Annotated in this window: 14 protein-coding genes; 8 read left to right on the top strand and 6 right to left on the bottom strand. The window is 71.1% G+C overall.

Translation table 11 applies throughout. From position 1 onward, the window contains the following. The first annotated feature begins 253 nt into the window (after positions 1-253). Positions 254-1,063, top strand: coding sequence for a hypothetical protein (locus BG482_RS04630; RefSeq protein ID WP_069767543.1), 810 nt, complete (start codon positions 254-256; stop codon positions 1,061-1,063). A gap of 361 nt (positions 1,064-1,424) precedes the next feature. Continuing rightward, a complete protein-coding gene (locus BG482_RS04625) occupies positions 1,425-2,243 on the top strand; it encodes an SAM-dependent methyltransferase (protein WP_069767639.1) in 819 nt (272 codons plus the stop codon). A gap of 238 nt (positions 2,244-2,481) precedes the next feature. Here BG482_RS04625 and BG482_RS04620 read toward each other — a convergent pair whose 3' ends face one another. Beyond that, positions 2,482-3,147, bottom strand: a complete 666-nt coding sequence (locus tag BG482_RS04620; RefSeq protein WP_256096256.1) for a hypothetical protein — start codon at positions 3,145-3,147, stop codon at positions 2,482-2,484. Between the two features lie 326 nt (positions 3,148-3,473). Here BG482_RS04620 and BG482_RS40540 point away from each other — a divergent pair, with 326 nt between their 5' ends. Next, positions 3,474-3,674 carry a DUF4236 domain-containing protein gene (locus tag BG482_RS40540; protein ID WP_079141572.1) on the top strand — a complete coding sequence of 67 codons (201 nt, stop codon included), beginning with the start codon at positions 3,474-3,476 and terminating at the stop codon, positions 3,672-3,674. A 64-nt stretch (positions 3,675-3,738) separates the two neighbouring features. Further along, the gene (locus BG482_RS04615) at positions 3,739-5,268 is read left to right on the top strand and encodes a UDP-N-acetylglucosamine 1-carboxyvinyltransferase (protein WP_069767542.1); all 1,530 of its coding nucleotides are present in this window, start codon (positions 3,739-3,741) and stop codon (positions 5,266-5,268) included. A gap of 408 nt (positions 5,269-5,676) precedes the next feature. Here the strand turns inward: BG482_RS04615 and BG482_RS04610 are convergent, their stop codons facing one another. After that, on the bottom strand, positions 5,677-6,105 hold the full coding sequence (locus tag BG482_RS04610) for a DUF6299 family protein (protein ID WP_069767541.1): 429 nt from the start codon (positions 6,103-6,105) through the stop codon (positions 5,677-5,679). Positions 6,106-6,335: 230 nt separating this feature from the next. Between BG482_RS04610 and BG482_RS04605 the strand changes: the two genes are divergently transcribed. Continuing rightward, positions 6,336-6,554 carry a DUF5999 family protein gene (locus BG482_RS04605; protein WP_107450349.1) on the top strand — a complete coding sequence of 73 codons (219 nt, stop codon included), beginning with the start codon at positions 6,336-6,338 and terminating at the stop codon, positions 6,552-6,554. 26 nt (positions 6,555-6,580) lie between these two features. Here BG482_RS04605 and BG482_RS04600 read toward each other — a convergent pair whose 3' ends face one another. After that, positions 6,581-7,000, bottom strand: coding sequence for a RidA family protein (locus BG482_RS04600; RefSeq protein WP_069767540.1), 420 nt, complete (start codon positions 6,998-7,000; stop codon positions 6,581-6,583). Further along, positions 6,997-8,346 carry an acyl-CoA dehydrogenase family protein gene (locus BG482_RS04595; protein ID WP_079141590.1) on the bottom strand — a complete coding sequence of 450 codons (1,350 nt, stop codon included), beginning with the start codon at positions 8,344-8,346 and terminating at the stop codon, positions 6,997-6,999. Before BG482_RS04595 ends, BG482_RS04600 begins: the two co-directional genes overlap by 4 nt. Before the next feature lie 429 nt (positions 8,347-8,775). Between BG482_RS04595 and BG482_RS04590 the strand changes: the two genes are divergently transcribed. Further along, entirely contained in the window at positions 8,776-10,380 is a 1,605-nt protein-coding gene (locus BG482_RS04590) for an AMP-binding protein (RefSeq protein WP_069767539.1), read from the top strand. Positions 10,381-10,396: 16 nt separating this feature from the next. Then, positions 10,397-11,209: a PaaX family transcriptional regulator C-terminal domain-containing protein gene (locus BG482_RS04585; RefSeq protein WP_069767538.1), complete on the top strand. Its 813-nt coding sequence runs from the start codon at positions 10,397-10,399 to the stop codon at positions 11,207-11,209. 58 nt (positions 11,210-11,267) lie between these two features. Here the strand turns inward: BG482_RS04585 and BG482_RS04580 are convergent, their stop codons facing one another. After that, positions 11,268-13,571 (bottom strand): bifunctional salicylyl-CoA 5-hydroxylase/oxidoreductase, encoded by a 2,304-nt coding sequence (locus BG482_RS04580; RefSeq protein WP_069767537.1) that lies wholly within the window; start codon positions 13,569-13,571, stop codon positions 11,268-11,270. Continuing rightward, on the bottom strand, positions 13,556-14,383 hold the full coding sequence (locus tag BG482_RS04575) for an enoyl-CoA hydratase family protein (protein WP_069767536.1): 828 nt from the start codon (positions 14,381-14,383) through the stop codon (positions 13,556-13,558). Before BG482_RS04575 ends, BG482_RS04580 begins: the two co-directional genes overlap by 16 nt. A 312-nt stretch (positions 14,384-14,695) precedes the next feature. On the opposite strand from BG482_RS04575, the gene BG482_RS04570 reads away from it, so the two are divergent. Continuing rightward, complete coding sequence (locus BG482_RS04570) at positions 14,696-15,157, top strand: ATP-binding protein (RefSeq protein ID WP_069767636.1); 462 nt, start codon at positions 14,696-14,698, stop codon at positions 15,155-15,157. Positions 15,158-15,448: the final 291 nt, after the last annotated feature.

The following is a 15,448-nucleotide window of genomic DNA, read 5'->3' as shown; positions in this document are numbered from 1 at the left end:
AACCGTACGCAGAGCCGTCGTACGTCGTACGTGCATCCTGTACGCGAGCGTCGGCGGCGTCCGCCTGGACTGCGCGGCGGCCCGGTGCCGGTACGTGGCTGCGGTGCGGCCGCTCCGCTGCTCGCGTGGTGAGCCTCAGGGCCGGGGCGAGGCCCGAGACGGAGCAGCCCGTCGGGCGTAAGCGTTCGGCATCGAGTCCCTTGCGCGAAAAAGCCACTGGAGCGGCCCTCGGTGACTTCCGTACTTTGCTGCCATGACGGACGCGGAGGAACCGAAGCTCTACGTGAACCGCTGGGGCGACACATCGGATCCAGCCCCGGAGCGGCGGGGACCCCGTCAGGACGCGTGCTCCTGCTTCGACCAGTCCAGGCCGCGCCCGCCAGCCCGCGTCGAATTCCACGCCGAACGGCAGGACACCTCTGCCCCGGGCTGGCAACACCTGCTGGAGCTCGTCGATGAGGCCGCCGCCGACGGGCGCGAAGAGTTCCGTCCCCTCACCGAGCTGAGCCCGGAAGAGCGGCGGCAGGTCATCACGCTGCCTCCGAGTATCGCCAGGCTGACCGCGGTCAGACACCTGGTGCTCTACGGCAGCAACCTGGTCCGCATCCCGCCCGAGATCGGATCCATGTCCAGCCTGGAGGAGTTCACCCCGTACACCTCGTACCGACTTCACTGGTTCCCCTACGAGATCACGCGATGCCGGAAGCTGACCCGTAGCACAGTGAGCACGCGCGCGTCGTTCGGCAACGAGAAACTGCGGCCGCCCTTCCCGAGGCTTCAGACTGCCCAGGACTCCGTCGCGGACCTCGATCTGGAGAATCTGGATCCCCGGCGATGGGGCATCACCGCCGTCCGACGCTGCAGTGTCTGCAACCATGCGGTCCCGCAGAGCGGATTCCACCAGGCGTGGATCTCGCTGCGCGTGGCCACCGACGTGCTTCCTCTGCTGGTCAGCGCCTGCTCGCCGGCATGTGTGGCCGAACTGCCCGAGGGGGCGAAGGACTACATCCCCACACCGCACACGGGCGGCCGGGTCGATCAGCCGGCGTCCGACTGGGACTGACCGGTTGTCATCCGGCCGAGGCGTCGAGCGGCGTCGCGGCGCCCGCCGCTGGACTGTGGGTGACGGCCCGGTTCGAGGATGTGCCCGCAGGGTCGCCGCTCCGCTGGTCGCGTTGATGAGCGTCACGTCACGGGCTGGTACCGGGCTGCGACGACCGGGCAGCGCGTCGGTCTCGGGGCGCGGCCGAAGCGGGGCCGGCTTCTGTTCGACGTCGGCTCCCAGGCGTCCTCGCTTTCGCGTCCCCGGCCGACCGGAGGACGCAGGACCGGAGGACCGCAGGACCGCAGGACCGGAGGACCGGAGGACCGGAGGACCCCAAAACGAGGGTGCACAGGGGGCGTTGCGGGGAAGAATGGCCGCCATGACGTACGAAGGCTCCTCCATCGACCCGGCCAAGCCCAGCATCGCCCGCGTCTACGACTACCTGCTCGGCGGCAAGGACAACTACGCCGTGGACCGTGAGATCGGCGACGTTTTCAAGCGCGACCTGCCCGGTTCGGTGGCCATCGCCTTCGCCAACCGCGCGGCCCTGACCCGGGCGGTCAGGGAGATCGCGAAGACCACCGGCATACGGCAGTTCATCGACCTGGGCAGTGGCCTGCCGACCGCGGACAACGTGCACCAGGTCGCGCAACGGCACGCTCCCGAGTCCCGGGTCGTCTACGTCGACATCGACGACCAGGTGTTGGTCCACGGCCGCGCACTGCTGGAGAACAACGACCGGACCCGCGTCGTCGCGGTCGATGTGCGCAACCCCGAAGGCATCCGGACTCATCCCGACACCCTCGACATCATCGACTTCACCCGCCCGGTCGCCGTCATCCTCAGTGCGATCCTCCACCACGTCAACGATGACGAGGACCCGGCCGGCATCGTGCGTTACTGGCGCGACCATGTCCCCTCCGGGAGCTACTTCTTCATCAGTCACTTCCGTTCCGGCAACAATCCGGAGACCGAGGAGGCCGAGAAGGTCCTCCAGCAGACGTTCGGCCGCGGTCGGTGGCGTACGGACGCGGAGATCGCCGCCCTGCTGGACGGCCTGGAGATCGTCGACCCCGGGATCGTCCCCGCGTCCTTGTGGCATCCCGACGAAACCGAAAACCCGTGGAGCGGCGGCGGAAAACGCGAGCTCACGGTCTGGGAACACCTGATCGCGGCCGGACTGGCCCGGAAAGCCTAGACCTGACCCCCGGATGGCATTGGCCGGAGCCGCGGGTACGACAGGGCCCTGGATATGCCGGAGCCGCGGGTTCGGCGGAGTCGGGGGTGCGGCGGAGTCGAGGGTGCGGCGGGACGGCCCTTCGCACCCCGCGAGGCTGAGGACCCCACGCCGTCCTGTGGCAAGTGGGTGGCCGCACGGCAGACACCTCGGCAGTGACGTCGGTCGCCTCGGATCGGGGCGCCGACATCGGCCGACTTCAGTGCCCAAGGGCATCGCCGTCCGCTTCCGGTGAAAGACGGATTCCGTACTCGTCGAGCCACGCCCGTAGCTCCCACCGGGTGGCGCGGACGAGCCTCCCGCCGGTGAAGCGCACGTCAGCCGTGACCTCTGCCACGCAGGCCGGGGGAAACGCGAAGGCAAGCGCTTCCTGATCGTTGCCGAACTCGGCCTCCGCCAGGACGAGGCCCGCCAGAGGGCCATCGAAGACATCGACGCCCAGGGGCGGCAGGCTGAGCCGCGTCTTGGACAACACAGCCGCCGGCAACGAGGCGAGAAGGTCGTATTCGCTCTGCGACAGATAGGTGTTCGTGATCAGTCCCTGCACGGCGCCCGGCCGATCTGACGGGATCTTCTGGGTCAGCTTGAACTCCGGGCCGTCGGCGTCCGGCCTGTCGACGCGTCTGAGCCGCAGACGCGTGCCCTCCAGATACCGGTCCCGAATCAGGCGGGTTGCCGTGACCGGCGCTGAGGCCGGGGGGCCCGCCATCAGAAACCTTCTCTCCCGTTCGATCCGCGCGTACTTCTGCTCGTGCTGCCTGTCTGGCCGCCGGTCCGGTCGCTGCTCGGCATTGCGCTCGGGATAGCGCTCGGGATTGCGCTCGGGTTGCTTCTCAGGGTTCCACTCGCGCTGCCGGTTCTCCATGCCCCCAGGCTCCTCCCCGAGCCTCCGAGGGGCCGTGGTGGTCACCGGGCGGCGTGATGTTCGGTGTGTATGAGACGCCCCCCCGCCCCCCGCCAAGGAGACGACCACCGTGCGGGAGGCGGCTGCCGCGAAGTGACCGGCTGCCTTGGAGGAGCCAGCACTCTGGACAGCGCGGCCGACCGGTCCTGATGACATGAACCCGACTCGCGCCGCTTGCCGGACCCGGCGGGCAATGTGCGCAGAGACCGGTTTCTGAATGGGCGTCATGGGCCTGTCGTGCCGGGGTAGACGAGAGCGGACAGGCACCCCCGACGAAGGAGGCTCCGATGCCCCTCACCTTCCGCAAGAGTTTCCGCATCCTCCCCGGCGTGCGGCTGAACATCAACCGGCGGTCATGGTCGATCACCACCGGCGGCGGGCAGCACGGCCCCCGTCACACGCACAGCAGCACGGGACGTCGTACGACATCGATGGATTTGCCGGGACCTTTCGGGTGGCGTCGTACGCGTAACGCCAAGCGCCATTGACGGGCTGTCACCCGAACGGACCCCCCGAGAGGCGGCATCTCATATCTGAGATAACCTCAGCCTCATGGCAGACGACTACCTCGTACGCATCGGCAAGCTCATCCGTGACGCCCGTCAGCACCGGGGCTGGACACAGGCACAGCTGGCCGAAGCGCTCGGAACCAGCCAGAGCGCCGTCAACCGCATCGAGCGGGGCAACCAAAACATCAGCCTTGAGATGATCGCTCGAATCGGTGAAGCCCTGGACAGTGAGATCGTCTCTCTGGGCTACGCGGGTCCCATGCACCTGCGTGTCGTGGGCGGCCGTCGGCTGTCGGGCGCGATCGACGTGAAGACCAGCAAGAACGCGTGCGTGGCCCTGCTGTGCGCCTCGCTGCTCAACCGCGGGCGCACGGTGCTGCGCCGGGTCGCCCGCATCGAGGAGGTCTACCGCCTGCTCGAGGTTCTCAACTCCATCGGTGTGCGGACCCGGTGGATCAACGACGGCGTCGACCTGGAGATCGTGCCGCCGGCCGAGCTGGACATGGCGGCCATCGACGCCGAGGCCGCCGTACGCACCCGTTCCATCATCATGTTCCTCGGCCCCCTGCTGCACCGTATGGACCACTTCAAGCTGCCCTACGCCGGCGGCTGCGACCTCGGCACGCGGACCATCGAGCCGCACATGATCGCGCTGCGTCGGTTCGGGCTGGAGGTGGCGGCGACGGAGGGGCAGTACCACGCCGTCGTCGACCGCGCCGTCCGCCCGGACCGCCCGATCGTGCTGACCGAGCGCGGCGACACGGTCACCGAGAACGCGCTGCTCGCGGCTGCCCGGTACGACGGCGTAACCGTTATCCGCAACGCTTCTTCGAACTACATGGTCCAGGATCTCTGTTTCTTCCTGGAGGCGCTCGGCGTCAGGGTCGAGGGCATCGGCTCCACGACGCTCACCGTGCACGGTGTGGCGAACATCGACATCGACGTGGATTACTCCCCCTCCGAGGACCCGGTCGAGGCGATGAGCCTGCTGGCCGCCGCGGTCGTCACGGAGTCGGAGCTGACGGTGCGCCGGGTGCCGATCGAGTTCCTGGAGATCGAGCTCGCGGTCCTGGAGGAGATGGGCCTCGACCACGACAGGACGCCGGAGTACCCGGCCGACAACGGGCGGACCCGGCTGGTGGACCTCACGGTCCGGCCCTCCAAACTGGAGGCCCCGATCGACAAGATCCACCCGATGCCGTTCCCCGGCCTGAACATCGATAATGTCCCCTTCTTCGCCGCCATCGCGGCCGTCGCCCAGGGCAAGACCCTCATCCACGACTGGGTCTACGACAACCGCGCGATCTACCTGACGGATCTGAACAGGCTCGGCGGCCGTCTGCAACTCCTGGACCCGCACCGGGTACTGGTCGAGGGACCGACCCGCTGGCGGGCCGCCGAGATGATGTGCCCGCCGGCCCTGCGCCCTGCGGTGGTCGTGCTGCTGGCGATGATGGCGGCGGAGGGCACGTCGGTCTTGCGCAACGTGTACGTGATCAACCGCGGTTACGAGGATCTGGCCGAACGGCTGAACTCGATCGGGGCGCAGATCGAGATCTTCAGGGATATCTGACGGTTGCGTACGGCATCCGCGGTTTCCGCGAAGGTGAGGGCCGGGCTCTGCCGCACCTCCGCGCCTCCGCACGTCGGGGCTCGGGCCGTGCCCCGACGGCGGCGGCGAGGGCGACAGGGTGCGGGCGCGCCACACCCGAGACAGCCGTGCGACGGCCACCTCTTCACCGACGACGGAAAGCGCACGGCGCGGAAGCCCGTGTTCTCTTCCGTCACCGGATGTCCCGATGTCCCGCGATGGCCCGACGGCTCGCCGTCACCGGTGGCCCGCAGTCCCGCCACCGCCGTCGAACAGGCCCTGACCGGGGCCGACCAGACCCCGATCAGACCCCGATCAGACCCTGATCGGATCCCGACCAGACCTCGATCGGACCCTGACCAGACCCAGGTCAGACCTGATCGAGTGAGGTCAGACCTTGGTCAGGGTGATGTCCTGCTGCTGGACGGCGTGGAAGCGGGGCAGGGGAAGGCCGCTGTCGGGGCGGAGTTCCATCAGGGTGGCCTCGACGTGGGCGGCGCCGGGCTTGAGGTCGTCCGGGGTGGCCTTGCCGGTGTTCTTCCAGCTGTGTTCGGCGCCGTCGCACACCGCGCGAGTGCCGCCGATGCCGTGCCGGGCTCCGTCGGCGCTCTGGCCGACGGACGAGCTGACGAAGACCGGGCCGCTGTTGCCTACGCAGCGGTAGGTGCCGGAGAGCGTGACGGTGCCGTCGGCGGCGATGCGGCCGGCCGGGTCGACGGTGACGGACTCGGTCGGGGCCGCGTGGGCGGTGACCGCCGGGGCGGCCAGCAGGAGCAGGGCGGCGCCGGCGGCCGCGGACAGTACGGGACGCATCGACATGGGAGAACCTCCTGTTATGGGGGCCTCCACTGGTACCGGGCGGACCGGCCCTGGGCGATGATCGTCACTCCTTCGGTGGCGAGTCCGCACCCGTCGTCGACGAACGGTCCTGGGCTTGTCCTGGTGCTGTCACGTTTTCGGGCGGTCTCTGGCGATGGCTCCCGGCCGGGCGCATGGTCTGTCCATACGGGCCGGCCGGACGGCCGATCCCGTCGACGTGGAGGTGCGAAATGTGTTCCCACCTGTTTCCCGGCGTTTCTGCCCACGCCCACGCCCGGCCCTCCGCCGACGCCCGCCCGGGGCATGTCGTCGCCGCCCACCCCGAGCAGGGGTGGAACCTGCTGTGCGACGGCACGATCGTCTTCGACGACTCGGGTGAGCTGCTGCCCGACGGCCGGGTCGTGGACCCGCACCGGGTGACCGTGGAGGGCCTGGCGGTGGCGGCCTGATCCGACGGGACCGTCACTCACGCGGGTCAGTGCGGGGTGGACGGCGGCGGGCCCAGTACGGCGATCCCGTCGAGCTCGACGAGCGCCTGTTCGTCCCAGAGCCGCACGACCTCGACGACGGCCATGGCCGGATAGTCCCGGCCCGCCAGGTCGCGCCAGATCCGCCCGAGTCGTGGCGCGTGCCCACGGTAGTCGGCGACGTCGGTGGCGTGGACGGTGACCCGGGCGAGGTCGGCCGGGACGCCGCCGCAGCGACGCAGAGCGGTGAGGAGATTGCCCAGGGCCTGCTCGAACTGCTCCGGGAGCCCCTCACCGACGATCTTTCCTTCGGCGTCGAGCGCGGTTTGTCCGGCCAGGAAGACGATGCGCTCGCCGGTGGCGACGACGGCGTGCGAGAAGCCGGTGGGCGGGGAGAGCTCGGACGGGTTGACGCGCTCGGCACTCACGTGGCCTCCTGATCGACGTCCATGACTGGTAGGACCTGTTCGCCGGACTCGGACCGCCGGTCCATCTCGTCGCAATGCCCGCCTGTTTCCGTCCGCTCCGCGTACAACTCCCGCGCGATGATGTCCCGTTGGACTTCGCTCGCACCCTCGTAGATGCGGGGTGCGCGCACCTCGCGGTAGAGGTGTTCCAGCAGGTGGCCGCGGCGCAGCGCCCGTGCGCCGTGGAGTTGGACGGCGGTGTCGACGACGTACTGGGCGGTCTCGGTGGCGAGCAGCTTGGCCATCGCGACCCGTTTGCGGACGTCCGGTTCCCCGGCGTCGTACGCCGTCGCCGCGGCGTGGACCATCAGTCGGGCGGCTTCCGTGCGCAGGGCCATCTCGGCGACCTGGTGGGCGACCGCCTGAAGGTCCATCAGCTTGCCGCCGAACGCGTCTCGTCGGGCGGTGTGGGAAAGGGTGGCGTCGAGGGCGGCGCGGGCCATGCCGACGGCGAAGGCGCCGACGCTGGCGCGGAACAGATCGAGAGTGCCCATGGCGACGCGGAAGCCGCGGTCCGGCTCGCCGAGGACGTCGTCCGCGGTGACGGGGACGGCGTCGAAACGCAGGGCGCCGATGGGGTGTGGGGAGAGCATGTCGAGGGCGGAGCCGCTGAGTCCCGGGCGGTCGGCGGGAACGAGGAAAGCGGTTACGCCACGGGCTCCGGCTCCCGGTGTCGTCCGGGCGAAAACCGTGTAGAAATCGGCTTCTGGGGCATTGGAGATCCAGCATTTCTCGCCGGTGAGGCGCCACCCTCCGGCCCCGGCTCCCGCCCCGGCCCCGACCCCGGCCCCGACCCTGGCTCTGCTCCCGCCCCCGACCCCGCTCGCGCTCCCGGCCTCGGCTCCTGTCCTGCCGCCTGCGCCACGCCCCGCTCCGCCCGCTGTTCCGCCGGCCGGCCCGTCGCGCTCCGCGGCCAGCGACAGTGCCGCGGCGTCCGAGCCCGCGCCCGGCTCACTCAGGGCGAACGCGGCCACCGCGGTGCCGTCGGCGACTCGGGGCAGCCAGCGCCGCCGTTGCGCGGGGGTGCCGTGGGCGTGGACGGGATACGCGCCGAGTCCCTGCAACGCGAGCGCGGTCTCCGCCTCGGTGCAGGCGTGGGCGAGGGACTCGCGCATCAGGCAGAGGTCGACGGCGCCGGAGGTGAACAGCCGGGACAGCAGGCCGAGTCGGCCGAGTTCGGCGATGAGCGGGCGGTTGACGCGGCCCGGCTCACCCTTCTCGGCCAGGGGGCGCAGCCGGTCGGCGGCCAGGGCGCGCAGTTCGGCGCACCATGCGGTCTGTGCCGGTTCGAGCGCGAATGCGGGCATCGCGGTCCCCTCTGCCATATCGGCTGTCCTTGCCCGACCGCGCCTCGGCGGCGCCGGTCGGCCGGTCACGGCTGTCTCCGACGAACCGGTCACGGCCCTTCGACGGCCGTCCACCGCCTTTCCCCACGACCGGTCACGGCCCTTCGACGACCGTCCACCGCGTGTCGCTGCGACTGGTCACCGCCTTTCCCACGACCGGTCCCGGCCTTTCGGCACCGACCAGTCACGACCTTTCCCCACGACCGGTCCCGGCCTTTCGGCGCCGGCCGTCACGGCCCTTCCCGACGGCCGGTCACGGCTTCACCCCGACGGTATCGCGTACCGTTGACTGCCGTCACCAACGCGATACGCTCCTTGCGCGACCCCTCACGACGAAGTCCGTCCGGGCAGCCCGGGCGGAGGTCCATCCAGGCAAGGGGACGAACGCCGATGAACGTCTCGGCCCATGTCGACACCTTCGCGCGCGATCACCTTCCGCCGCCCGCCCAGTGGCCCGAGCTGCGCTTCGATCTGCCCGAGCTGGACTATCCCGACCGGTTGAACTGCGCCGCCGAACTGCTCGCCCACACGGCGCCGGACCGGGTGGCGTTCCGCACCCCTTCGGGACCCTTTTGGACGTACGGGGAGCTGCGCGCCCGCGTCGACCGGATCGCGCACCTGCTCAGCGGCGACCTCGGGGTGATTCCGGGAAACCGCGTACTGCTGCGCGGGCCCACCACGCCCTGGCTGGCGGCCTGCTGGCTGGCGGTGCTGAAGGCGGGGGCGATCGCGGTGACCGTGCTGGCTCAGCAACGGCCGCACGAGCTGCGCACCCTGTGCGAGATCGCGCGGGTGGAGCACGCGCTCTGCGATGTCAGGGCCATGGACGATCTCGTCAAGGCGGAGATACCCGGACTGCGGATCACGGCGTACGGCGGGGACTCCGCCGGGGATCTGCTGAACCGGCCTGCGTCGGTCGAGCCGTACCGAGCCGTCGAAACCGCTTGCGACGACGTTGCGCTGATCGCGTTCACCTCCGGCACCACGGGTCGCCCGAAGGGCTGTCTGCACTTCCACCGGGATGTGCTGGCGATCGCGGACACCTTCTCGCAACATGTGCTGAAACCGCTTCCCGACGATGTCTTCGCCGGCAGCCCGCCGCTCGGCTTCACCTTCGGTCTGGGCGGGCTCGTCGTCTTTCCGATGCGGGCCGGCGCGAGCGCGCTGCTGCTCGAACAGGCCGGGCCCCGGCAACTGTTGCCGGCGATCGCGGAACACGGGGTGAGCGTGCTGTTCACCGCCCCCACCGCCTACCGCGCGATGCTCGAGGAGCTCGACGGGCACGACCTGTCGTCGCTGAGGCGCTGTGTCTCGGCGGGCGAGAACCTGCCCGCCGCGACCTGGCGGGCCTGGCACGAGCGGACCGGGCTGCGGCTGATCAACGGCATCGGCGCCACCGAGTTGCTGCACATCTTCGTCTCCGCCGCCGACGACGACGTCCGGCCCGGCAGGACCGGCGTCCCGGTGCCGGGGTGGCGGGCCCGTGTGCAGGACGCCGACGGCGCGCCCGTGCCCGACGGCGAGCCCGGACTGCTCGCCGTGCGCGGCCCGGTCGGCTGCCGCTATCTCGCCGACCCGCGGCAGCAGCAGTACGTGCGCGACGGCTGGAACGTCACGGGAGACACCTACGTGCGCGAGGCCGACGGCTATTTCCGGTACGTCGCCCGTGCCGACGACATGATCATCTCGGCCGGGTACAACATCGCGGGGCCCGAGGTGGAGGAGGCGCTGCTGCGTCACCCCGACGTGGTCGAGACGGCGGTGGTGGGGCGGCCCGACGAACGGCGCGGCCAGGTGGTCGTCGCGTTCGCCGTGCTCCGCGAGGGCGCCCGGCGCGACACGGAGGCGCTGCGCGCGTTCCTGAAGGAGGAGCTGGCACCGTACAAGTGTCCGCGCGAGATCGTCCTGCTGGACGCGCTGCCGCGCACCGCCACCGGAAAACTGCAGAGATTCCGATTGCGCGCAAGCGGTTGCACCAATGGTGACCAGCAGTGATGCCGAAGACCTTAAGATGATCAACGTGTCCGACCAGCCCGCACCTCGGTCTCTCATCGTCACGCTCTACGGCGCGTACGGACGCTTCGCCTCGGGTCCGGTGCCCGTCGCCGAGCTGATCCGGCTGCTCGCCGCGGTCGGCGTCGACGCGCCCTCCGTGCGCTCTTCGGTGTCCAGGCTGAAACGGCGCGGTCTGCTGCTGCCGGCCCGTACGGCGCAGGGCGCGGCCGGCTACGAGCTCTCGGACGAGGCGCGGCAGCTGCTCGACGACGGCGACCGGCGCATCTACGCCACCGCGCCTCCCGCCGACGAGGGCTGGGTGCTGGCGGTGTTCTCCGTGCCGGAGTCGGAGCGGCAGAAGCGGCACGTGCTGCGGTCGCGGTTGGCGGGACTGGGCTTCGGCACGGCCGCCCCCGGGGTGTGGATCGCCCCGGCGCGGCTGCACGAGGAGACGCGGCACACGCTCCAGCGGCTGCGTCTGGACGCGTACGTCGACCTCTTCCGGGGCGAGCATCTCGGTTTCGCGCCGACCCTGGAGGCGGTCGGCCGCTGGTGGGACCTGGCGGCGATCGCCAAGGAGCACGAGGCCTTCCTCGGCCGGCATGCGCGGGTGCTGGATGCCTGGCGGACACGGTCGGACACCCCGCCGGAGGAGGCCTACCGCGACTATCTTCTCGCCCTGGACGCGTGGCGCCACCTGCCGTACGTGGACCCGGGCCTGCCTGCACGGCTGCTGCCGCACGACTGGCCCGGGACCCGTTCGGCGGCCGTCTTCCAGGGGCTGCACGAACGGCTGCGGGACGCGGGAGCAGAGTTCGCCGGAGTGTGAACCCACCCCGGCGTCCGCTCCTGCCGGTTCCGAGTGTCGTGCCGGTTCCGAGTGATCGTCAGTTCTTGGGTCGCAGACGGGGTTTGGGTACATCCGTGCGTCCGGTCCGCGGGGGACGGCTGCCCGCCCGGTACGGGGCCGGCCAGGGAGCGCCCGGTCCGGTGTAGCCCTGTTCGGCGGCCGCGTGCAGGGTCCAGTTGGGGTCGTACAGATGGGGGCGGCCGAGGGCGCAGAGGTCCGTACGGCGGGCGAGGACGAGGGAGTTGACGTCGTCCCAGGAGGAGATCGCGCCGACCGCGATCACCGGGACGCCCACCTCGTGCCGGATACGGTCGGCGAACGGCGTCTGGTAGGAGCGTCCGTACTCGACGCGCTCGTCGGACACCACCTGCCCGGTGGACACGTCGACGGCGTCGACGCCGTGGGCGGCGAAGGCCCGGGCGATCTCGACGGCGTCGTCGGCCGACGTCCCGCCCGGCGCCCAGTCGGTGGCGGAGACACGGACGGTCATCGGCCGTTCCGCCGGCCATGCCTCGCGGACCGCGTCGAAGACCTCCAGCGGGAAGCGCAGCCGTGCGGCGAGCGAGCCGCCGTAGGCGTCGGTGCGGCGGTTGGTGAGCGGGGAGAGGAAGCCGGACAGCAAGTACCCGTGTGCGCAGTGCAGTTCGAGCAGGTCGAAGCCGGAGCGTGCGGCCCGCCGGGTGGCGGACGCGAACTGCTCACGCAGGTCGGTGAGTTGGGCTCGGGTGAGTTCTCGGGGCGTCTGGCTGTGCGGTGTGTACGGCAGGGGGGAGGCGGCGACGAGCGGCCAGCCGCCGTCGGGCAGCGGCTCGTCCATGCCCTGCCACATCAGCTTCGTCGAACCCTTGCGGCCGGAGTGGCCGAGCTGGACGCCGACGGCCGTCCCCGGCGCCCGTTCGTGGACGAAGTCGGTGATCCGTCGCCAGGCGTCGGCCTGTCGGGCGGTGTAGAGGCCGGTGCAGCCGGGCGTGATGCGTCCCTGCGGGGAGACGCACACCATCTCGGTCATCACCAGTCCCGCCCCGCCGAGGGCGCGGGCGCCGAGGTGGACGAGGTGGAAGTCGCCGGGGACGCCGTCCACCGCCGAGTACATGTCCATGGGCGAGACGACGACCCGGTTGCGCAGGGTGAGGCCGCGCAGCCGGAACGGGGTGAACATGGGCGGGGTGCCCGGTGGACAGCCGAACTCCCGTTCCACGGCGTCGGTGAAGCGGGAGTCGCGCAGGCGCAGGTTGTCGTGGGTGACCCGGCGGCTGCGGGTGAGGAGGTCGAAGGCGAATCCGCGGGGCGGCTGGTCGAGGTGGAGGCCGACGTTCTCGAACCATTCCAGGCTGGCCCTGGCGGCGCGCTGGGTGGAGGCGACGACGGGCCTGCGTTCCGTCTCGTAGGCGGTCGTCGCGGTGCTCGGGTCGGGGTGTTCGTCCAGACAGGCCGCCAGCGCCAGCGCGTCCTCGACGGCGAGCTTGGTGCCGGAGCCGATGGAGAAGTGGGCGGTGTGGGCGGCGTCGCCCAGCAGGACGATGTTGCCGTGCGACCAGCGCTCGTTGACCACCGTGCGGAACGTGGTCCAGGTGGAGTCGTTGGATCTGAGGGGGCGTCCGCCGAGGGCGTCCGTGAAGATCTTGGCGCAGCGTTCCACCGATTCCCGCTCGTCGAGTTCGTCGAAACCGGTTGCCCGCCATACCTCCTCGCGCATCTCCACGATCACGGTGGAGGCGTCGGGCGCGTAGGGGTAGGCGTGCAGTTGCACGACGCCGTGCTCGGTCTCGGCGATCTCGAAGCGGAAGGCGTCGAGGGCGAAGTCGGCGGCGAGCCAGATGTAGCGGCAGCGGTGGCCGGTCAGCCGGGGCCGGAAGACGTGCGCGTACGCCGCACGGGTGGTGCTGTGCACGCCGTCCGCGGCGATGACGAGGTCGTACCGTGCGGACAGCGACGCGGTGTCCGGGGCCTTCGTGCGAAAGCGCAGGTCGACGCCGAGGGAGCGGCACCGTTCGTGCAGTATCTGCAGAAGACGCTTTCTGCCGAGGGCGGCGAAGCCGTGCCCGGTGGAGGTGTGGCGGGCGCCCCGGTGCACGATGTCGATGTCGTCCCAGCGGACGAAGTGCTGTCGGAGGGCGGTGTAGACCTGCGGGTCCGCGTGCTCGATGCCGCCCAGGGTCTCGTCGGAGAGGACCACTCCGAAGCCGAAGGTGTCGTCGGGGGCGTTGCGTTCCCACAGGGTCACCTCGCGGGCCGGGTCGAGGCGTTTCAGCAACGCCGCCGCGTACAGTCCGCCGGGGCCGCCGCCGACGATCGCGACGCGCAGGGGCACGTCGGTCGTCCTCGTCACCGTCCCCTCCATTCGGGCGGGCGCTTCTGCGTGAACGCCTCGTGGAACTCCGCGTAGTCCTCGCCGTTCATCAGCAGGGCCTGGGTGGCGGCGTCCAGTTCCACCGCGGCCGCCAGCGGCATGTCCAGTTCCGCCGTGAGGAGGGCCTTCGTCTGCGCGTAGGCGAGTGCGGGCCCGTCGGCCAGGCGGCGGGCCAGTGCCCGTGCGGCCTCGTCGGCCCGCCCCTCCTCCGTCAGCCGGCTGATCAGGCCGATCCGTTCGGCCTCGGGGGCGCGGACCGGTTCGCCGAGCATGAGCAGCCGGGTGGCGTGGCCGAGGCCGACGACGCGGGGCAGGAGGTAGGCGGCGCCCATGTCGCCGCCGGAGAGCCCGACGCGGGTGAAGAGGAAGGCGAAGCTGGCGCCGGGGTCGGCGACCCGGAAGTCGGCGGCCAGGGCGAGGACGGCGCCGGCGCCGGCGGCCACGCCGTGCACGGCCGCGATCACCGGAAAGGGGGCTTCGCGCACGGCGCGCACGACCTGGCCGGTCATCCGGTTGAAGTCGAGGAGCCGGGCGGTGTCCATGCCGAGGGTGGCGCCGATGATCTCGTCGACGTCTCCTCCGGAGCAGAAGCCGCGGCCCTCGCCGGCCAGCACCAGGGCGCGCACGGAGCGTTCCCGGGACAGTTCGGCGAGCAGGTCGCGCAGGTCGGCGTAGGCGCCGAAGGTGAGGGCGTTGAGTTTCTCGGGGCGGGCCAGGGTGACGGCGGCGATGCCGTCGGCGAGCTCGACGTGCAGATGGCGCCAGTCGGAGGTGCGGGCGGCGGAGCCGGTGAAGGGACTCATGAGGGCGGCCTCCTCGACGGTCCCTCGAAGTTATCACTCCCTTGTGACTGCCGTCATGAGTACGCGATAGGGCGGACGGGAAGAATCGCCGTGTCACCGCACGCCATGCCCCCGTCACACACGTCACCGGTCGTCGATAAGGCGGTAACAACGGGATCAGGTGCGCGAGGGCGGGCGTTGTCCCGGGTAAGCCGACCGGCAACGGGGCCGGAGGTCCCGTACGACGCCGCCGAGCGTTTCTGCCGGAGGCCGCCGTACCATTCCTGAAGTCGAAGGCAGGACCGTCTGATGTCGATCACGGGAACCTGCGCCATGAACGGACTCGCCTTGCACGAACGCCCCTCCGACGCAGCCGCCTCCTGGCGGATCGCGCTGCCGCACTCCGCCGCGGCCGTGCCGGTGGCCCGTGCCCTGGTCCGTACGGCGTTGGCCGAGCTGAAGCACGTCGCGTACAGCGACACCGCGGAGCTGCTCACCGCCGAGCTGGTGGCCAACGCCGTGGAGCACACCTCGGGGGACGCGCCGATAGAGCTGGTGGTGGAGCTGCGGCCGACCGGCTGCCAGATCGAGGTGCACGACCCGGACCCGGGGGCGCCCGGCGACCTCACCCGTCCGTCCGGCGAGGAGCCCGACCCCTGGCAGGAGCACGGGCGTGGACTGCTGCTGATCCGCGCCCTCAGCTCGTCCTGCGGACACCGGCCCACCGAGCAGGGCAAGGCGGTGTGGTTCAGGCTGGCCGCGGTCCCGCCGCAGCGCGGCCCCGGCCCGGCGTGATCCGGTGCGGCGTGTTCCTGCCCGGCACGCTCCTGCCCCGCGGGCGGCGTGGCGGGTCGCCGGCAGGCGTGCGGTCCGCAGGCGTTCTCCCGGCAGGCGGGCCCCCGCAGCCGTCCCGTCGGCGGTCGCGGTCCGGCCGGCCCGGTTCACACAGGCGCTCTCCCGACCGGCATCGCACACGCGGGTGTGATCCCGACCGGCCTCGCACACGCGGGTGTGATCCCGACCGGCCCGCCGCGGGCGGGCGTGATCGCGGCCGACCGGGCGCGCGCGGGCGTCCTGCCGACCGTC

Source organism: Streptomyces sp. LUP30 (assembly GCF_001746365.1).
In the GTDB taxonomy this organism is placed as follows: domain Bacteria; phylum Actinomycetota; class Actinomycetes; order Streptomycetales; family Streptomycetaceae; genus Streptomyces.
This window is presented reverse-complemented; position numbering and strand designations above follow the sequence as displayed.